A 17,682-nucleotide genomic window follows, 5' to 3' on the forward strand; every position below is an offset into this window, starting at 1 on the left:
GTCTGAAACTCCACGGGAAGACGTCGCGGGCACCCTTGCTCGCCTCGCCCTCGTTCAGGAGGTGTGCGGGCAGTTGCCGCGGTACTCCCGGATGGCCGAGTTCGGGCGCGGCAGCGGGCATAGGAACTGCTCGTAGCGGGTGTCGTCGTCGATGAACCGCTTGAGCCAGGCGATGCTGTACTTGGCGATCGTGGTGTTGGAGAAGTTCGGCGTGATGTGCGTGGCGCCGTTCAGCTCCAGGTAGGCCCGGTCCAGCGAGGACGGCATGTTCTGGTAGAACGGCTCCGAGTGCGAGGAGACCGGGGCCACGGTGTCGCCGTCCGCTCCGATGACCAGTGTCGGAGTCCGCAGTTCGGGCCAGGTCTTGTCGAGGTTCCATCCCGTCAGCGGGATCGCGGCCCGCAGGGACGGCCGGCTCTTGGCGGCCTCCAGCGTTCCACCGCCGCCCATCGAGTGCCCCATCACGCCGAGCCGGGTGGCGTCGACCCGGTCGCGGACGCTGCTGTGCTGTGTCAGGTGGTCCAGCGCTGCCAGCAACTGGCGGCCACGGCTGGCCGGCTGGTCGTAGGTGCTGTTGGTGTCGATGGTGAAGACGACGAAGCCCTGGGAGGCCAGGCGCGGGCCGAGCCAGGCGATCGAGGACTGGCGTGCGGTGTAGCCGGGGGAGATGGCCACCGCCCCGAAACGGCCCTCGGCGGTAGTGGTCGGGTAGTAGATGGTGCCGCCGCCGAAGCCGGTGGCGGAGAACGAGGGGACGGTGGTGCGCGAGACGGTGTACGGGCCGCTCGCCGCCTCGATGCTCGCGGGGGTGGGGGCGGGGCCGCGCTCGTAGGGGTTCTCCGCGGCGCTCGCACCCGGTGACAGCAAGGCAGCAAATCCAACAAGAGTCACCACGCCGACCAGAGGGGTCTTCAGCGGGCCGAACCGGCGTCGGCGGTGCCGAGGGCGCTGGGGAGTTTCCGTGCTCGGCGAGGTCACGGATCTGCGGGCGAAGAGATTCACGAGCATTCCTTTCATCGTGGTGGACGGCAGCAGGCTTGGTGGCGGGACGCGAAAGGTGCCGCTGTTCCCGCAGGTTGACGCGCGTCACCAGCAGGGGCCGTCGTTCAACGGTTCGGGAATATAAGCGGAGGAGGGCAGCCGGGTCGCGTGCCTGTGGGTTTCCGCTCACCGGTTGATACGGGTCCGTGCCGAGCCAGGTGACCGCATGATCACCAACCGTGAACCGGTGCGGTGAATGGGTAGCGAGAGGCCCGGTTCACCCCGAAATCATCGTCGACTTCTGATGAAGTTCGTGGGATTCTGTGTGTTCCATTTCATACGTGGCGTCTCACGTGTTGGACGTCGCGCAGCCAGTGGTACGTCGTCCGTCAGCCGTTCCGTTGCTTCCAGTCGGCCTGCGCGGTGTTGAGCTGGTCGGCGAGGTCGTCCAGGAAGTCCTTCGCGCTGGTCTTTCCGAGCATGACCTTCTGGAAGGCGGGTTCGTTGTCGGCCTTGGAGATCGTGTTCCAGTCCGGCAGGTAGTACGGCAGTTGAACGATGGTGGTGGCGGGGGAGTTGAGCGCCTCGGCGGCCAGGCGTGTCGGCTCGGACTTGTCGACCCAGGCGTCCTTGGCCGCCGCGCTGTTGGCCGGGATCAGGCCCGCGGACTCGTTGAACTTGGAGCTCGCCTTGTGGGAGGAGGCGTACTCGATGAACTTCCAGGCGGCCTTCTTCTTGGTGCTGGTCTTGAAGATCGCCAGTCCGTCGATCGGGTTGGACACCTGGACGCGCTTGCCACCCGCGCCCTTCGGATTCGGGAGGCCGCGGAACTTTCCGGTGCCGAGGGCCTTCACATGGTCCTGGTAGGAGCCCAGGTTGTGGCTGAGCATGCCGATCTGGCCGCCGTCCCACTGGGCGACCATCTGCGTGAAGTTGTTGTTGAGGTCGGCGGCCGGCGTCGCCTTCTTGTAGAGGGCCGTGTACTTCTCGAGAGCGGCGACGTTCCTCGGGTCGTTGACGGTGGTCTTCGTCTCGTCGGCGTTCCAGAAGGACTTGATGCCGCTCTGCCCGTACATCGCGTCCAGGGCCTGGGCGATGGACCCCACGCCGCCGCGAATGGTGTAGCCGAACCGGTTCTTGTCCTTGGCGGTGAGGCGGTCCGCCGCCTCGTAGAACTTTTTCCAGGTGGTCGGCGCGTCCAGGCCGGCGGCCTTGAAGAGGTCGGTGCGGTAGTACATGACCCCGTTGTTCGCGGACGTCGGGACCATGAACAGCTGAGAGGTGCCGCCCGCCGAGGCCGTCGACTTGAGCATGCTCTCGCTGAGCTCGCCCTCCAGCGGGCTCTCGGCCAGCCGGTCCCGCAGCGGCTCCAGGGCGTCCTGCGCGGCGATCCCGGCGAGCATGGCGGCGCCGACGCCGCCGACGTCGGGCAGGCCGCCGCCCTGGATGGCTGTGTCGTACTTCGACTGGGCGTTCTCGGCGGGAACACCGACGTACTGGACCTTGATGTCGGGGTACTTCTTCTCGAAGTCCCTGATGATCTCCAGCCAGATGTCGCGGCGGACGGCCGTGTTGTTGTCCCAGAAGGTGATGGTCCCCTTGCCGGAGCCCTCGCCGCCCTCCCCACCCGCGATGGCGGAGCCGTTGTCACCGCACGCGGTGACGGTGAGGCCGAAGAGGGTGGTCAGGGTGATGACTGTCGGAGCGGATCGGCGGGTGCCCTTGCGGGTGCGGGAACGCATGATAGGTCCTCTTCTCCTCTGAACAGCCCCTGCCCAGGGCGGATGCGCGTTCGTGTACGGCATACCGCGTCTCATATATGACATATGAAACGTGGCGAGTTGAAGCTAGGAGCAGGTAGGTAGAACGTCAACGCATCTGACAAAACTCGTGAGTTCAACTTCGGCCCGTGAGGCGGGAGGGGACCGTTGATCCGTGGTTCAGCCCATGCGGCGTGGTGTGGGCGGGGGAGTGGAGGAAAAGGTTCCCCGTACGCGGCAACCTTTCACGGGCCGGCGGCCACTGATGGGACGTAACCCCCGTTCCTCCCCTGTAAGGAAGCCTCGTGGCTGCTCGTTCCCACCGCCGGTCCCTCCGCTCCCGTCGTGCCGCCGTCATCTGCGCGGCCGTCGTGGCCGCAGGCGTCGGCACCGGTGTCGTCGTGATGAACGCCAACGCCGGGACCGTCGACCTGTATCACCAGACGCTCACCGCCAAGGACGGCTGGGCGTCCTCCGGCACGGGGACCACCGGTGGCGCGAAGGCCGACGCCGCCCACACCTTCACCGTCTCCACCCGTGCGCAGCTCGTGAAGGCGCTGGGCTCGGTCTCGGACACCACGCCCCGCATCATCAAGATCAACGGCATGATCGACGCCAACACCGATGACAGCGGAAAGAAGCTGACCTGCGCCGACTACGCCGCCGGTACCGGCTACTCGCTGCCGGCCTACCTCAAGGCCTACGACCCGGCCGTCTACGGCCGCTCCAAGCTGCCCTCCGGCGCCCAGGAGAAGGCGCGAGCCGCCGCCCAGGCCAAGCAGGGCAAGAACATCGTCTTCAAGGTCCCCGCCAACACGACCATCGTGGGAGCCCCCGGCACGAACGCGGGCATCACCGGGGCCATGCTCCAGATTCAGAACGTGGACAACATCATCGTCCGCAATCTGACCTTCGCCGCCACCGAGGACTGCTTCCCGCAGTGGGACCCGACCGACGGCGACGACGGCAACTGGAACTCCAACTACGACTCGGTGTCCCTGCGCGGCGCGACCCACGTGTGGGCGGACCACAACACGTTCACCGACGCGCCGCACTACGACGGCGCCAACCCGAAGTACTTCGGCCGCGAGTACCAGATCCACGACGGCGCCCTCGACATCACCAAGGGATCCGACCTGGTGACCGTCTCACGCAACCAGTTCACCAACCACGACAAGACGATGCTGATCGGCAGCAGCGACACCGACAGCGGCGGCAAGCTGCGCGTCTCCATCCACCACAACGTGTGGAAGGGCATCATGCAGCGCGCCCCGCTGGCCCGCATAGGCCAGATCCACATCTACAACAACTACTACGACGTCACGCCCCTCAACGGGTACACGCCGCAGTACAGCATCAACTCCCGTGCCAAGGCCCAGGTCGTCGCGGAGAACAACTACTGGAAGCTGCCGTCCGGCGCGAAGGCCGCCAAGCTCCTCAGCGGCGACGGCACCGGTTCAGTCAAGGGCTCCGGCAACCTCGTCAACGGCACGGTGACCGACCTCGTCGCCGCCTACAACGCCGCCTCGTCCAAGGACCTGAAGACCACGGTCAACTGGACCCCGACCCTCACGACGGGACTGGAGGCCTCGGCGAGCAACCTGCCGGCGTCGCTGGCGACGACGACGGGGGCGGGCGTGCTCAAGTAACACCCGAGACACCCGAGGCACGCGAGGCACCCGAGGCACCTGAGGCACGCGAGGCACGCGAGGGTCGGGAAACCATGAACCCCGGCCCTCGCGTACCCATGCCGCGCCGCGGTCATGATCTGTGAGCGAGGTGGGGCCCGGCCCAACCGGTGGCGGCAACCACCTCCCGCGCGATGTCGACGACGAGCCGTCCGTCCGTCGCCACTCGCACGGTCTCCGCGGGGGCCCGCTGGTCCAGGAGCCGTGCCTTGCGGACACTCGCTTCCAGTTCTTGTTCCAGCTCTGAGCCGAGTTCTCGTCCGACCAGCCGTTCGCGGGCGGTGGCATCGGAGGCGGTGAGCAGGACTCGTGTCATCCCCACTCCGGCCCCCATGGCACGCTCGAACATGCCTGCCGTCTCCGGCAGCACACTCATGGTGTTCGTATAGATCAGGCGTCGGTAGCCGCGCCGGGCGAAGTTCGCCCACACGGCGGTCAGATTGCTCTCGGTGATCTCCGCGCGGTGAGGGTCTCCCTCGGGAGCCGGATGAACCTGCCCCATGAAGTCCCCATCGATGATCGCGTGAGCGACCGCCTCGGAACGTAGTAGAGCCGAAACCTCCCATCCCACCGTCGTCTTGCCGACACCGGCCCGTCCTCCAATGAGCACTACTTCCGCGTGATCCATGAGGGCAGCGTGCCAGCGGGCGACCACCTCACGCGATCCAGTATCGGTTCATAGGCGTTCGACCACCTGTTGCCGCCGACGTCAAGCCGTGCGGGCGCGAAGTCGGCGCAGCATGCGCGGGTCTTCGAAACCGACTGAGCGGGCGGCGACGTCGATCGTCGCGCCGTGGCTGATCAGGTGTTGGGCGCGTTCGAGGCGGAGAGTCTGCTGGTAGCGGAGCGGGGTCAGTCCGGTGGCGCGGCTGAAGAGGCGGGTGAGAGTGCGTTCGCTCACGCCGACGGCCGATGCCAGGGCGGGGAGCGGGAGCGACTGGTCGAAGCGGGCGTCGATGAGGTCCTGGGCGCGGTGCACGGTGTCGTCGAGATGGGACCGGTTCCGGAGCATCGCGCTGGACTGCGGCTCATGGCCGTTGCGGCGAGCGTAGACGACCATGTCGCGGGCCACCTGCGCGGCGACGGCCGGGCCGTGCCGGGTCGCGACCAGGTGCAGGGCCAGGTCGATGCCGCTGGCGATGCCCGCCGAGGTGATCACCCGGTCATCGGCGGTGAACAGGACGTCGCGGACGACCAGCGCCCCTGGGTGGCGCAGGGCCAGCTCGTCCTGCACGTCGTGATGGGTGGTGCAGTGGCGGCCGTTGAGCAGGCCGGCCTGGCCGAGTGCCTCGGCTCCGCTGCAGACGCTGGCCACGGTCCCGCCTGTGGCGTGGTGGTCCCGGAAGACCTGCAGCGGGGCGGCGCCGATGGCTGGGGCGTCGGCCAGGGCGGCTGCCCGCCAGCCGGGCACCACGATGAGATCCTCGGGCCCGAGCTCGGGCCAGTCGAGCTCGGCCACCAGCGGCAGCCCCTGGGCCGTGGAGACCTGTGGCTGCTCGGCGACGTACGAGAGCGTATAGGGATGCCCGAAGTCGGCGGCCGTGGAGAAGACCTGCGCGGGGCCGGCCAGGTCCAAGAGGTGGACTCCGGGCAGCAGGAAGAAGACGACGTGACTCACGATCCGGTCATCATGCCGGAATTCCTGCCACGGCCTCCAGCCGGTCGACCGTCGTGATGGTGGCGAACCGTCCGGCGAGGGCGTACTCGGTACGTCTGATGACCTCTTGGGCGGGCAGCGTGCGAGGGTCGGCCAGCAACTCGGCGACGCTCTGGTCGGCGGGAGCGGCGCGGTGCGGGATGGGATTGGTCGCGGTCGCGTCGATGGCGACGGTGACCCGGTAGCCGAGGTCGCTGGCGACGCGGGTGGTCGTCTCCACGCACTGCTCGGTGCGGATGCCGCACACGGTGAGGTCGCGGATGCCGCGCTCCGTGAGGAGTTGCTGCAGGTTGGTGGTGGTGAAGGCGTTGTGCGAGGTCTTGTGGATCAGTGGCTCCCCTTCCGCCCTTTCCAACTCCTCCATCAGCCGTACGTGGCCGAGGGCCGGGTCGAAGACGTCGCTGGTGCCGGGCTCGGAGTGCAGCACCCACACCACCAGGTCCCCGGCCTGACGGGAGAGCCGGACCAGTCGGTTCACCTGGTCAGTGATCTTCAGGTTGGAGGTGGTCGCCCAGAGTGGACGGGCGCGGAAGGACTCCTGGACATCGATGACGATCAGTGCTCGGGTCATGCCCCTAGCCTGAGCCGCCGGACGGGGCGGCAACAGGCCGCATCGAGTCCTGAAGCGGACCGATCCGGTCAGCGGGGAGGGGCGGGGAGGGGGGCGGGCAGGTGTACGGGCACCTGGTCGGTCTGGTCGAGTTCGAGGACGACCATCCTGTCGTAGGCGAACACCGAACCAGCTCAGCGGCTGCTGCGAAATGGCTTCGCGGTGCTCGCTCCGACTGCTGCTGCACACACATGATCCAGACGCTTATTGGAGCTGATATTTAACAGGACCGTTCACGGGCATACGGTTTATGCGGCCGGGGCTGGAGACGGCAAGGTGAGCCAGAACTGGAGATCGTTCATGGATGCCCTGAGTGTTATATTCTTATGCCTGTTCATAGCTGTTGGACTGGTTCAGGTTATTAAGCCACAACTGCTGTGGAGGATTAACCGGCCCCTCCAGGCGCCCTTCGTCAAAGATTACAATGCCACCGTGCCTTCTCCTGCTGGCTATGTGATGATGCGTGTTGTAGGTGGTCTGGTCTTGGCGGCCGGGCTGACGATGCTGGTTTTCGTCCTCCGTTAATCGCCCTGTAAGAGCTTCTGTCACGCCCTTAGAGGTCCTGGCAAAGGCGTTGGACATGGCGGTGGGTGATCAGGCAGACGACGGCGAGTGCGAGGAAGGCTTCGTGGAGGTCGTCGCGTCGTTCCCGGCGGATGCGCAGGCGGCGGAAGCCATGCAGCCAGGAGATGGTGCGTTCGACGACCCGGTGGAAGGTGCCCAGGCCGGAGCCGTGTGGCTGTCCTCGTTCGGCGAACGCCGGGCGGATGCCTCGCTCGCGCAGGAGCTGGCGGTACTTGCCGTGGTCGTAGCCGCGGTCCGCGAACAGCATGTCGGGTCGTCGAGGCGGCCTGCAGACAGCTCCGCCCTCGACCAGTCCAACTGGTTCTTCGACCGCGGCTTCTTCAGTAGCAGCGCGTGTAGTTGGTTCCAGACGCCGGCCTCGTTCCAGGCGGCCAGGCGCCGCCAGCACGTCATGCCCGAACCGAAGCCCAGCTCCGGGGGAGGTATTCCCACTGGATGCCGGTGTGCAGGACGAACAGGATGCCGCACAACGCCTGCCGGTTCGGCACCCGCGGCCGGCCCTCGACCCGTTTCGGCCCCGGCTTGGGCAGCAACGTCTCGATGAGCGGCCAAAGTTCACCTGAGATGATCCACGGCCGCGACTGTCTCTTCCTCACGGCCACACCAACGATCCGGCAGACCGACAGCCACATGATCAACGGCTTTTGTTAGAGCCAGTTAAGGCCTCCCTCAACGCGTGCGCCTCGATGTTCTCCGCCACCTCACGCTGAACTTTCGCGACAAGCTCCGTGACGCTGTCAGCAGGCAGGTCGATGACCCTGTCCGGGTCGTGGTAGGCGGGACCCCCGAACGTCCAGCCCATCGTCCCGGTGCCGTTCGGACGGGCATGAATATCTCGTTTCCACTGCAAGACAGTCCGATTCCCTTTACTGCTGTTGCAACTCCGGTATGCCGGGACGATGTTGGTGACGTCGTCCCGCCCGCCGCTGTCCAGAAGCGCATGCCGGCCACTCGCCGGCGCGCACGCGCGCCTCCACGATGGTGAGCACCTCGGGACCGCCCAGCGTCTCCTGGGCGATACGCGCACGACTCGCATGACTCGGGCCCCGCCCCGCGTCGAGTACGAGCTCACCGAACTCGGGGCGACACTGATTGATCCGATCCACGTGCTCACCGAGTGGGCGAGGGCGAATGGCGACGCACTGCTCGATGCGCTCGACGCCGACCGGGCGCAGCGGGGCCTCGCCGCCCGTGTCAGCCAGAGCACGGTCGGCGTAGGATGATCGAACTGCCGCGCGGTTGATCGCCGTGTGGGCGGCGCCCACGCGGTCGCCGCCCCTCTGCCGTGGAAGATGCGGAAGATACGGAACCCGACATCCCTGCGGCTCGAATCATCTGACGGAGGCGAATGTGCTGATCACTGTCGCGGACGTGGAAGCCGCAGCCGAGCGGATCACCGGGCACGTCATACGGACCCCGACGGTGCCGAGCCCCGGTCTGTCCGCGCTCCTGGGCGCGCAGGTCACCGCGAAGCTGGAACTTCTGCAGCGCACCGGCTCCTTCAAGGCACGCGGTGCGGCGGCGAAGCTCCTCACACTCACCGAGGCCGAACGGGCCGCTGGCGTCGTAGCCGTGAGCGGGGGCAACCACGCCATTGCGGTCGCGGTCATGGCCGGTGCGTTGGACATCAAGGCGACCGTCGTCATGCCACGGTCCGCCCCCAGCCGCGCCGTGGACATCGCCGAGGCCGCCGGAGCGAGCGTGACCGTCGCCGACACCATGGACGGCGCGTTCGCCCTCGTGGACGAGCTCCGGGCCAGGGGGCTCACCCTGGTCCATCCCTTCGACGACCCCGTCGTCATCGCCGCCCAGGGGACGGTCGGCCTGGAGTTCGCGGAGGATGCCGGGGACCTCACCGATGTGCTCGTCAGCATCGGCGGCGGTGGGTTGATCTCCGGGGTCGCCGCCGCGCTGCACGCGCGCCGTCCCGGCGTACGGATCTGGGGCGTGGAGACCGAAGGCGCGGGAGCGATGTCGGCGGCGCTGTCCTTCGGCGGACCGGTGCGGGCCGAACTCTCGTCCATCGTCTCAACATTGAGTGCCCCCAGCGCCTCACAACTCACCTACGAACACGTCTCGGCGCTGGTCACCGATGTCCTCACGGTGACCGACGCCGAGGCCGTGCAGGGCACTCTCGACCTGGCCGAACACGCGAAGGTCTGGGCCGAGCCGGCCGCCGGATGTCTGCTGCCCGCGGCACGCCAGGTGCTGGAGCGCGTCGGGGAAGGCGCCAGGCTCGGCCTGGTGGTCTGCGGTGGCAATTCGACGACTGCCGATGTGACTGCCTGGGCCGAGCGTTTCGGCCTGCGCTGACCGTGCCCCACCGTGCTGTGCCACCGTGCCCGCTGTCCCGTCTGCGCTGGGCCGTGCCAAGACGGTCAGATGTTTGCTGTCAGGGCTCTCATTGAAGGTGTGTTCCGCATTCGCTATGCGGTGATCTCAGGGTTCTGGTCAGGACGTCCTCTGTGGTCTGCCAGAGCCGGGGCAGGAAGCGGGTTACTTCTCCGGCCCGGCGGAGGAGGTCGTCGGTGGAGCTGATGCGGAGGTCGGCGAAGGCCGCCCGGAACGGCGGGGCGAGGGACTCCTGCAGGTGGGGAGCGTCGGTGGCGAGGGCTTCGCACGCGGCCGGGTAGCGCAGGCGGACGGTGGGGTTGCGCAGGGCGGCGGCGAGAAGCACGTGGCAGGTCACGCCCGTGGGGAACAGCCAGGCGGCCACCTGCTCGTGGAACGGTTCACCGCACGGCTGTATCCGAGGACATCCACCGGCCCCGGTACGTACGGGTTCCTGCTCGGGGACGCCGCCAACGCCATCCACTTCTGGCGGGGGCGCCCGTTCCGCGACGCGGACTTCGTCCGCCACGAGGCGGCCATGTCGATGCTCCAGTACCGGCACAAGAGCCGCGCTTGGAACTCCATGATCACTACGGATGAGCACGGGGTGACGCGAGCCATCAAGGACAAGATCCAGGAGAGCCTTTCGGAGTCCCTGGAGCAGGGGCGTGCCCTGGACCGGGACGCTGACCTCGAAGCGCTCATGCGGCAACTCCGGGCGATCCGCGACCGCTTGGCGCCCCGAGTCCCCGGCATGCCGGACGACGCGACGCTGCTGAAGCACCTGGACACGCTGCACAGTCAGACCCTGTACACCTTGGTCCGCAGCGGTGCGTGGGACACCCGGATCGTGGACGGCGAGGAGGTCGACATCGACATCTTCTACCCGGCGGAGCGGCTGGACCGTCCCCGGAGCGGCGAGTGGTTCAGGGCGTGAGCAGAGTGCGCAGGTCGACGACGCGGTAGCCGCGGGCGGTGATCGCGTCGAGGATATGGGGCAGGGCCTTGGTGTCGATGACCTCGGTGCGGCCCTGCGACGCGCCGACGTGCATCTGCAGGATCGCTCCCGGACGCAGGGCGTCCAGTGCCCTGCGCACTGCGCGGTCCACCGTCATGCCGCCTTCGGTCCCCTTCCATCCGTTGGTGTCGGTGGTGAACTCGATGTCCGCGAACCCGAGAGCGTTGACTTCCCTGATGTGAGCGGGACTGGTCTCGCCGTACGGGAACCGGAAGAACGGCGTCACCGCGTGGCCCGCCCCGGCCGTGCGAAGGGCCGCATCCGCCGCCACCACTTCACGCTGTCGTCCCGCCTCGTCCAGGTCCTTGAAGTAGGGGTGGCTGTAGGAGTGGTTGCCCAGCCCGTGGCCGGCTGCCGCGATCTTCCTCACCACCGCGGGGTGGCGGTCGGCGAAGTCGCCCGTCAGGAAGAACGTGGCGGGTGCGCGACGGCGGGCGAGGTTCCTGAGGATGCTGTCCAGGCCGGCGTCGTTCCAGGCCGCGTTGAAGGTTACGGCGATCACTCGCTCGCGCGTACGGATCACCCGGTTCTCCGATCCGAACAACGCTCGTAGCCCCTTGCTGTCCGCGGTCGCCGCCAAGTGCGGCGTGACGGCCTTGGCAGGCGGGGCCACTGGACTCTGCGCGAGGGCCCACAGCAGGACGGCGGACAGTCCGGCAACCGTCCCGAGCAGGCGTCGGGCGAGAGGGCGGCGATCCCTGATCGCAGAAAGTGAGTGCATGCCCCAGCCATCGGCCAACCACGTCGCGCCCTTGAGTGCTCACCGGGTCGGATCGGACAAGACGACTTCGCCGCCCAGACGCCGTGGCTGGAACAGGTCACATTCCAGTGCACGGTCGGAGCGCGCGTCATCCTCATCCCGGACGGCGACATGTTCAGCGCCCGCGCCGGTTTCCTGATCACCACCGGCTCCACGGCCGAGATCGCCCGGGCGCGAGCCGACGAGGCGCTGGGCCACCTGACCCTCTCCGTCGAACCCCAGTCGTCCGCACCCGCCGCGTAATCCGCGCGCGCTACCCCCTCTTTCCTTTTGCCCCGTCTGACGTCCCTCGCTGAAGAACCCCTTACCTACCCAAGTCGTCTTCGCGTCGAGCGCCACACTCGCGTCCTCGGCGATGTCGACCCCGCCGCCCCGACGGATGTGCCCACGACCGACAGCACCACGACCGAAGGAGACGTCTACGTCCCCCGTGCTGCCTCGCCGACCTCGGCCCCGCCTTCGAGCCCGTAGCGGGCTGGGAGCGCAAGCCGGTCGAGCGTGGCTGGGTCGAATTAGTTCGATGGCGCCGCGGAACATGCGGGCCAGCAGCGTGCGCAGGCCGTCGGGGAGTTTGGCGATGACGGGGCCGGCGGCGGCGTAGTCGGCCGAGGGTGTGAGGTCCTGTTCTGTTGCGGGGTGGTCGGGGCGGCCCAGGCGGATGTTCATCGCGGCGGTCACGGGCCAGCGCTGGAAGTCCTGGGTGAGCAGGGAGACGCGCTGGAAGACCTGGGTGCGGTCGAGGCCGGTGAGGTCCGCCTCGCCCCAGCGCAGCGTGCCGGAGGCGGGCAGCAGCATGCCCGAGAGGACGCCCCGCCGGCGGGCAGCGTCCGCCGGCCGGCCTCGGCGAGGAGGCGGCCGTGGTCGGCGAGGAGGCGGCCGTGGTCGCGGACGTAGAGGCTCTCCTCGTGGAGCTGGTTGATGTTCATGACCAGCGGGCCCAGGCTCGCCGAGCCGGTACGTCCGGTGATGACGGCGGTCCCGGCGACAGCCAGGCTCATGTGCCCGGCCGGCGCGACGATGCGGTTGCCTTCGACGGCGGCGGTACGGGCCAGCTCCAGCACCACACCGTTGTTGCCGTGCCCGCCGGTCATCTCCTTCCCGTCACACCCGTCACCGGCCCGCAGGCTCAGCAGGCACCGGAGCTGACTCAGCGGTACGAGCTGCTTCGACGCCTGGGCGTGCCCACCGTTGGCAGCGAGGACTTCGACGAGTTGGCCCGCGCCGTCAACTCGCACCTCGCGGGCGGGTCGGGACGGGCGGGTATGGCTGGCACGGCTTTACGGGTCCTAACGAGTGACAGATCGTTCCCCACGCCCCTCGTTGGTGTTTACACGGCGGCGCGCAGTTGAAGCTGGGTGCGGCCGGGCGGCCGGGCGGCAGGCGCAGGACCGGCTCGGTCGGCACGTGGAGTGGCTCGAGACGCGAGGTTCCCGCGTGCGTGGCCTTTGGACGGATGAACGCGGGCAGCGCCGCAGGGCCTCTCGCAGCGAGGAAACAGGAGACCCAGGCATGACGCAGGCGGCGGAAGACGCGATGGAGTCGGCCCTTCCCGAGGAGTTGGTGGCCCTGCTGACCGGCCACCTCAATGTCAAGGCGGATGCCGGTGAGTTCTCCGGCAGGACGACGTTCGAGAGTCTCGGTCTGGACTCGCTGTCGCTGATGGAGCTGGTGGTGGCGGCGGAGGAGGAGTACGGGATCGTCCTGCCCGAGAACACTCTGGACCTGCGCCCGTCCTCGACCCTGGGCGAGGCGGCTCGGGCGTTCGAGCATGCACGCTGAGATCGCGGTCACCGGGCTGGGCCTCGTGACTCCGGCCGGGCACACGGCGGAGGCGAACTGGACGGCCCTGTGCCGGGGACGCTCGCTGGCCGCGACGGATCCCGACCTGTCAGGGCTGCCGGTCGACTTCTCCTGCCGGGTGACGGACTTCGACGCCGAGACGGAACTCGGCCGGGCGTCGGCGCGGCGCGCAGACCGCTTCATCCAGTTCGCCCTCGTCGCCGCCCGGCGGGCCGTCGCGGACGCGGGCCTCGATCGTCGTACCTGGGAAGCGGAGCGGGTCGGTGTCGTACTGGGTGTGGGATCGAACAGTTTGAGTACGTACGTCACTGAGTTCGCTCACCTCGGCGCCGGGCGGCCGGAGCGGGTCTCGCCACTCGCGCTCCCGCGCAGCGTCCCGAGCATGGCCGCGGGCGAGGTCGCCATCGACCTGGGCGTGCGCGGCCCCAACTTCACCACCGCCAGTGCCTGCGCGTCGGGCGCCACCGCGATCGGAGTGGCCCGGGACCTGCTGCGGTCGGGCACCTGTGACGTCGTGCTGGCGGGCGGGAGCGAGTCGGCTCGCTCGCGCATGACGGCCACGTGCTTCACGCGGATGCGCGCGCTGTCCCGGCGCGGGGCTGAACCGGCCCTGGCCAGCCGGCCGTTCGACGCGCAACGCGACGGCTTCGTCCTGGGCGAGGGCGCCGGCATCCTCGTCCTCGAACGCGCCTGCGCGGCTCGGGCCCGCCGGGCTCCCGTCCTGGCGCTGCTGCGGGGTTACGGTGCCGGCGCCGACGCCCACCATCCCGTCGCCCCGCACCCGCGGGGCGACGGCGCGGCCCGCGCCATCCGCACCGCTCTCGCGGATGCCGGGTGCGGACCGGGGGACGTCGGCCACGTCAACGCGCACGGCACCTCCACCCCGCTGAACGACGCGGCCGAGGCACAAGCCCTCGTCCGCGTCTTCGGTGACGACGGGCCGCCGGTCACCGCGTCCAAGGGCGTGATCGGGCACGCGCTGGGGGCGGCCGGGGCGATCCAGGCGGCGTACACGGTTCTCGCGCTGCGCCATGCGGCCGTCCCGCCGGTGGCGAACTTCGACGGGCAGGACGGGGCCCACAAGCTGGACATCGTCGCCGGGCTTCCCCGCCCCACGCGCGGCGAGGCGGGGATCAGTTGCTCCTTCGGCTTCGGCGGCCAGAACGCCGTTCTGCTGTTCACGGCTTCCTAACGGGAGCCGGACGAAGCGCCCGGGTCGGATGCAAGACGGAGGCACACGGATGGATGCGGTGCGGCGCCGGGCCTGGCTTGTGGTGGTGAGTGCCCTGCTGGCGGCGGTGTGCGCGGGGGCGCTGGCCCCGGTTGCCTTCTCGGCGCTGAGCACGGGCGGCGCGGTTGCGACCGACACGGAGGCGACGCGCGCGAGGCGGCAGGCGGAGCGGCTCGGCGTGCCCTCGCCCGATCTGCTCCTGGCCGTTTCCCGGCGCACCGGCGATGCACGCGGGGCCCGCGTCCGGGACGGCACCACGGCGGTGACGGAGAAACTGGCCGGACAACGGGACGTCAAGGCCGTGTGGTCGGCACAGACCACCGGTGACACATGGCTGCGCTCCAAGGACGGACGGACCCAGCTGGTCGCCGTACGGCTGAAGGGGACGGACAAGGAACGTAAACAGGTGGCGCCCGGTGTGGTGGCGGCGGCCCGCTCGGCCGTGCCGGGGATGCGGGTGGAGCCCAGCGGCGAGGTGTGGGCCAACCGGGAGATCGACGAGGCCATCGAGCGCGATCTGAGCCGGGCCGAACTGCTGGCCGCGCCGGTCCTCTTCGTCGTCCTGGTCTTCGTCTACGGGTCCGTGGTGTCCGCGCTGCTGCCCGTGGTGGTGGCCGCGCTGGCCATCGGCTGCACCATCCCGGTCCTGGGCCTGCTGGCGCAGGTGGCCGACGTTTCCCGGGTGGCGGTGAACGCCGCCTCGACGATCGGTTTCGGCCTGGCCGTCGACTACAGCCTCTTCCTGCTGGCCCGCGTACGGGAGGAGACCTCGCGGGGCACGGACCTTCACACGGCGCTGGCGGCCGCCCGCCGCTCCAGCGGCCGTTCGGTCGCGTTCTCCGCCGCCGCCGTGACCGTATGCCTGGCCAGCGCCTTGCTGGTGCCGGTGCCGATGCTGCGGGCACTGTCCCTGGCGGGCATGATCGTCACCATGCTGGCGGCGGTTGTCGCCCTGACCGTGCTGCCCGCCTGTCTGCGGCTGCTCGGCGCCAAGGCTCAGGCGTGGGACCCGCTGGCGCGGTGGCGGCGTGCCCATACCGGGGACGTAAGTCGCTTCTGGCATCGCACGACGTCCACGGTCACCGCACGGCCCCTCCTGGCGGGCGGCCTGGCGGTGCTGCTGCTGACCCTGCTGGCCCTGCCCTTCACCCACGCCCGGCTCGGCATTGTGGACGAACGCACGCTGCCTCCGTCGGCTCCGGCCGCCGCCGCGGCCGAGCGTGTGCGCGCCGAGTTCACCGCGCCACCTGAGCGGCTCCTCTCCGTGGTCGTCACCGGGCCGCGGGCGACGGACGGTGCACCGGCGTACGGCGACCGACTCGCCCGTGTCCCGGGCATCACCGGCATCCGCGTGGTGCGTGCGGCTCCGTCCGGCGAGGCCCTCGTGCTGCTGGCGGCCACGTCCGCCGCTCCGGGCACGCCGGAGGCGCACACCGTGGTGCGCAAGGTACGGCAAACCCCCGCACCCGGGAGCGCGGCGGTAGGCGGGCGAGCCGCGGAGGTCGTCGACACGGCGGACGCCGTCCTCGGCGCCCTCCCGTGGTGCCTGTTGCTGCTGGCTGTGGGGCTCCTGGCCCTCCTCAGCGCCTTCACCCGCACCCTGGTCGCCCCCCTGAAAGCTTTGATCGTGGCCGCCGCCAGCCTCGGGGCGAGCCTCGGCGCGCTCGTCGTTCTCTTCCAGGACGGCCACGGCAGCGCGGTACTCGGCCACTTCACGGCGACGGGAACACTGGACGCTTCGACCCTGCTGTTCGTCCTGTTCATCACGCTCGCCCTGTCGGTGGACTACGAGGTCTTCCTGCTCGGCCGCATCCGGGAGGAGTACGACCGCTGCGGAGACAACCGCACCTCGATCATCGAGGGCGTCGCCCGCACCGGCCGGCTGATGACGTCCGCCGCGGCAGCCGTGGCGATCTCCACCGCGGCCATGGCCACTTCCCAGGTCGCCCTGCTCAAGTTCATCGGCATCGGCGTCGCACTCGGCGCGCTGGTGGACGCCGTCCTGGTGCGGGGAGTCCTGGTGCCCGCCGTGATGGCGGCCCTCGGTCCGGCGAACTGGTGGGCTCCGGCCCGCATCAGGTCCCCGTTGCTGATCACTACACCTGTGAAGAAAGGCGGAAGCTGATGCCGATGCGTCAGGCGACACATGACCGCACCCGGCAGTCGGCGGTCGCCGGCCCACAGGTGGTGGCGATCCGGACGGCCTTCCCGCCGTATCAATACCGGCAGGAAGAGATCCTGGCCGCCCTGGCCCGCACGACGCTGCTGGAGTCCGAGACGGGCGCTCTGGTACTCCGCAAGATCCGCGCCAGCTCGGGTGTGGAGACCCGCTCGCTGTCCCTGCCGTTGGAGAAGCTCGTCGATCTCGCCCACCGGGAGGACTTCACCGAGCAGAACCGCATCTGGCTCGACACCGCCATGGAGCTGGGGGAACAGGCGCTGACCGGCGCGCTGCGCACCGCAGGCGTCCGGCCCGAGGAGGTCGACGCGGTGATCAGCACCACCGTCACCGGTCTTGCCGTGCCGTCGCTGGAGGCTCGGCTCGCCCACCGGGTCGGGCTGCGGCCGGACGTCAAACGTATCCCGCTGTTCGGCAACGGCTGTGCCGGAGGCGCCGCAGGTCTGGCCCGGCTCCATGACTACCTGCGGGCCCACCCCGGCCAAGTGGCCGTCCTGCTCGCCGTGGAACTGTGCACACTGTCGCACCAGCGCAAGGACGGCTCCGTGGCGAACATCGTCGCCGGCAGCCTCTTCGGGGACGGTGCGGCCGCCGTCGTGGCCTTCGGAGCCCAGCGGGACGGCAGCCCCGCCGGGCCCGAGCTGGTGGACACCCACAGCCTGCTGGTCCCCGGCACCGAGGACGTTCTCGGCTGGGACATCGGCTCCCACGGCTTCCGGATCCTGCTGTCACCCGAGGTACCGACGCTCACGGAGAAGCACTTGCCCACGGCCGTCCGAGGGCTCCTCGCACGGCACGCACTGGCGCCGCACCAGATCGAGAGCTGGATCATCCACGGTGGCGGCCCGAAGGTCTTCACCGCTGTACAGCAGGCCCTTGACGTGCAGCCCAGCGCCTTGGCGCTCACCCGGCGCTCCGTGGCCGAGCGGGGCAACCTCTCGTCCGTCTCCGTGCTGGACATCCTGCACGCGGCCATGGAAACACCGCCTCCCGCCGACACACCCGGCCTGGTCGCCGCCATGGGGCCGGGGTTCGCCATCGAACTGGTCCTCCTCCGCTGGTAGGGCCGCCCGCCGTCACCG

At 69.3% G+C, this 17,682-nt stretch carries 18 protein-coding genes and 2 pseudogenes; 11 read left to right on the plus strand and 9 right to left on the minus strand.

What is annotated here, in order from left to right; genetic code table 11:
• Positions 1–54: 54 nt before the first annotated feature.
• Entirely contained in the window at positions 55–1,008 is a 954-nt protein-coding gene (locus ACI2L3_RS12400; RefSeq protein ID WP_404752285.1) for an alpha/beta hydrolase family protein, read from the minus strand.
• On the opposite strand from ACI2L3_RS12400, the gene ACI2L3_RS12405 reads away from it, so the two are divergent.
• Positions 962–1,126: a hypothetical protein gene (locus tag ACI2L3_RS12405; protein ID WP_404752523.1), complete on the plus strand. Its 165-nt coding sequence runs from the start codon at positions 962–964 to the stop codon at positions 1,124–1,126. The two genes, ACI2L3_RS12400 and ACI2L3_RS12405, sit on opposite strands and share 47 nt — an antisense overlap.
• Positions 1,127–1,370: 244 nt before the next feature.
• Here ACI2L3_RS12405 and ACI2L3_RS12410 read toward each other — a convergent pair whose 3' ends face one another.
• A complete protein-coding gene (locus tag ACI2L3_RS12410) occupies positions 1,371–2,723 on the minus strand; it encodes an ABC transporter substrate-binding protein (RefSeq protein WP_404752286.1) in 1,353 nt (450 codons plus the stop codon).
• Positions 2,724–3,046: 323 nt separating this feature from the next.
• Between ACI2L3_RS12410 and ACI2L3_RS12415 the strand changes: the two genes are divergently transcribed.
• Positions 3,047–4,390: a polysaccharide lyase family 1 protein gene (locus ACI2L3_RS12415; RefSeq protein WP_404752287.1), complete on the plus strand. Its 1,344-nt coding sequence runs from the start codon at positions 3,047–3,049 to the stop codon at positions 4,388–4,390.
• A 112-nt stretch (positions 4,391–4,502) separates the two neighbouring features.
• Here ACI2L3_RS12415 and ACI2L3_RS12420 read toward each other — a convergent pair whose 3' ends face one another.
• From ACI2L3_RS12420 to ACI2L3_RS12430, 3 genes are all read right to left on the minus strand, one after another.
• Entirely contained in the window at positions 4,503–5,057 is a 555-nt protein-coding gene (locus ACI2L3_RS12420; RefSeq protein WP_404752288.1) for an AAA family ATPase, read from the minus strand.
• An 81-nt stretch (positions 5,058–5,138) separates the two neighbouring features.
• Positions 5,139–6,047: a GlxA family transcriptional regulator gene (locus ACI2L3_RS12425; RefSeq protein ID WP_404752289.1), complete on the minus strand. Its 909-nt coding sequence runs from the start codon at positions 6,045–6,047 to the stop codon at positions 5,139–5,141.
• Between the two features lie 10 nt (positions 6,048–6,057).
• Positions 6,058–6,657 carry a cysteine hydrolase family protein gene (locus ACI2L3_RS12430; protein WP_404752290.1) on the minus strand — a complete coding sequence of 200 codons (600 nt, stop codon included), beginning with the start codon at positions 6,655–6,657 and terminating at the stop codon, positions 6,058–6,060.
• A gap of 315 nt (positions 6,658–6,972) precedes the next feature.
• Here ACI2L3_RS12430 and ACI2L3_RS12435 point away from each other — a divergent pair, with 315 nt between their 5' ends.
• The gene (locus tag ACI2L3_RS12435; RefSeq protein WP_404752291.1) at positions 6,973–7,221 is read left to right on the plus strand and encodes a DUF6199 family natural product biosynthesis protein; all 249 of its coding nucleotides are present in this window, start codon (positions 6,973–6,975) and stop codon (positions 7,219–7,221) included.
• Between the two features lie 28 nt (positions 7,222–7,249).
• Here ACI2L3_RS12435 and ACI2L3_RS12440 read toward each other — a convergent pair.
• Positions 7,250–7,913: pseudogene (locus ACI2L3_RS12440) on the minus strand (transposase).
• A gap of 411 nt (positions 7,914–8,324) precedes the next feature.
• Between ACI2L3_RS12440 and ACI2L3_RS12445 the strand changes: the two are divergent.
• Positions 8,325–8,504 (plus strand): annotated as a pseudogene (locus tag ACI2L3_RS12445) (winged helix-turn-helix transcriptional regulator); the annotation flags it as partial.
• Between the two features lie 130 nt (positions 8,505–8,634).
• Positions 8,635–9,594: a threonine/serine dehydratase gene (locus ACI2L3_RS12450; protein WP_404752516.1), complete on the plus strand. Its 960-nt coding sequence runs from the start codon at positions 8,635–8,637 to the stop codon at positions 9,592–9,594.
• Between the two features lie 88 nt (positions 9,595–9,682).
• Here the strand turns inward: ACI2L3_RS12450 and ACI2L3_RS12455 are convergent, their stop codons facing one another.
• Entirely contained in the window at positions 9,683–9,997 is a 315-nt protein-coding gene (locus ACI2L3_RS12455; RefSeq protein WP_404752292.1) for a hypothetical protein, read from the minus strand.
• Between the two features lie 6 nt (positions 9,998–10,003).
• Here ACI2L3_RS12455 and ACI2L3_RS12460 point away from each other — a divergent pair, with 6 nt between their 5' ends.
• Positions 10,004–10,549: a hypothetical protein gene (locus tag ACI2L3_RS12460; RefSeq protein ID WP_404752293.1), complete on the plus strand. Its 546-nt coding sequence runs from the start codon at positions 10,004–10,006 to the stop codon at positions 10,547–10,549.
• Here ACI2L3_RS12460 and ACI2L3_RS12465 read toward each other — a convergent pair.
• Complete coding sequence (locus ACI2L3_RS12465; protein ID WP_404752294.1) at positions 10,539–11,351, minus strand: polysaccharide deacetylase family protein; 813 nt, start codon at positions 11,349–11,351, stop codon at positions 10,539–10,541. The two genes, ACI2L3_RS12460 and ACI2L3_RS12465, sit on opposite strands and share 11 nt — an antisense overlap.
• On the opposite strand from ACI2L3_RS12465, the gene ACI2L3_RS12470 reads away from it, so the two are divergent.
• The gene (locus ACI2L3_RS12470) at positions 11,346–11,633 is read left to right on the plus strand and encodes a hypothetical protein (protein WP_404752295.1); all 288 of its coding nucleotides are present in this window, start codon (positions 11,346–11,348) and stop codon (positions 11,631–11,633) included. The genes ACI2L3_RS12465 and ACI2L3_RS12470 overlap by 6 nt on opposite strands.
• Before the next feature lie 431 nt (positions 11,634–12,064).
• On the opposite strand, the gene ACI2L3_RS12475 is transcribed toward ACI2L3_RS12470, so the two are convergent.
• Positions 12,065–12,625, minus strand: coding sequence for a hypothetical protein (locus tag ACI2L3_RS12475; protein ID WP_404752296.1), 561 nt, complete (start codon positions 12,623–12,625; stop codon positions 12,065–12,067).
• Positions 12,626–12,899: 274 nt separating this feature from the next.
• Here ACI2L3_RS12475 and ACI2L3_RS12480 point away from each other — a divergent pair, with 274 nt between their 5' ends.
• Genes ACI2L3_RS12480 through ACI2L3_RS12495 form a run of 4 tightly spaced genes read left to right on the plus strand, consistent with a single transcriptional unit; the run spans position 12,900 to position 17,664 of the window.
• Positions 12,900–13,169 carry an acyl carrier protein gene (locus ACI2L3_RS12480; RefSeq protein WP_404752297.1) on the plus strand — a complete coding sequence of 90 codons (270 nt, stop codon included), beginning with the start codon at positions 12,900–12,902 and terminating at the stop codon, positions 13,167–13,169.
• Positions 13,159–14,382, plus strand: coding sequence for a beta-ketoacyl-[acyl-carrier-protein] synthase family protein (locus ACI2L3_RS12485; protein WP_404752298.1), 1,224 nt, complete (start codon positions 13,159–13,161; stop codon positions 14,380–14,382). The genes ACI2L3_RS12480 and ACI2L3_RS12485 overlap by 11 nt, the downstream gene beginning before the upstream one ends.
• A gap of 49 nt (positions 14,383–14,431) precedes the next feature.
• Entirely contained in the window at positions 14,432–16,546 is a 2,115-nt protein-coding gene (locus ACI2L3_RS12490) for an MMPL family transporter (RefSeq protein WP_404752299.1), read from the plus strand.
• Positions 16,546–17,664, plus strand: coding sequence for a type III polyketide synthase (locus ACI2L3_RS12495; protein WP_404752300.1), 1,119 nt, complete (start codon positions 16,546–16,548; stop codon positions 17,662–17,664). The genes ACI2L3_RS12490 and ACI2L3_RS12495 overlap by 1 nt, the downstream gene beginning before the upstream one ends.
• The last annotated feature ends 18 nt before the right edge of the window (positions 17,665–17,682 follow it).

The sequence above is a fragment of the Streptomyces sp. NPDC029674 genome (genome assembly GCF_044903205.1).
GTDB lineage: Bacteria > Actinomycetota > Actinomycetes > Streptomycetales > Streptomycetaceae > Streptomyces.

Bases quoted from the DNA above. Each gene is read 5' to 3' on its own strand.
- ACI2L3_RS12480 (WP_404752297.1), top strand. From the start codon at position 12,900: ATGACGCAGGCGGCGGAAGACGCGATGGAGTCGGCCCTTCCCGAGGAG.
- ACI2L3_RS12410 (WP_404752286.1), bottom strand. From the start codon at position 2,723: ATGCGTTCCCGCACCCGCAAGGGCACCCGCCGATCCGCTCCGACAGTC.
- ACI2L3_RS12485 (WP_404752298.1), top strand. From the start codon at position 13,159: ATGCACGCTGAGATCGCGGTCACCGGGCTGGGCCTCGTGACTCCGGCC.
- ACI2L3_RS12420 (WP_404752288.1), bottom strand. From the start codon at position 5,057: ATGGATCACGCGGAAGTAGTGCTCATTGGAGGACGGGCCGGTGTCGGC.
- ACI2L3_RS12465 (WP_404752294.1), bottom strand. From the start codon at position 11,351: ATGCACTCACTTTCTGCGATCAGGGATCGCCGCCCTCTCGCCCGACGC.
- ACI2L3_RS12495 (WP_404752300.1), top strand. From the start codon at position 16,546: ATGCCGATGCGTCAGGCGACACATGACCGCACCCGGCAGTCGGCGGTC.
- ACI2L3_RS12400 (WP_404752285.1), bottom strand. From the start codon at position 1,008: ATGCTCGTGAATCTCTTCGCCCGCAGATCCGTGACCTCGCCGAGCACG.
- ACI2L3_RS12430 (WP_404752290.1), bottom strand. From the start codon at position 6,657: ATGACCCGAGCACTGATCGTCATCGATGTCCAGGAGTCCTTCCGCGCC.
- ACI2L3_RS12490 (WP_404752299.1), top strand. From the start codon at position 14,432: ATGGATGCGGTGCGGCGCCGGGCCTGGCTTGTGGTGGTGAGTGCCCTG.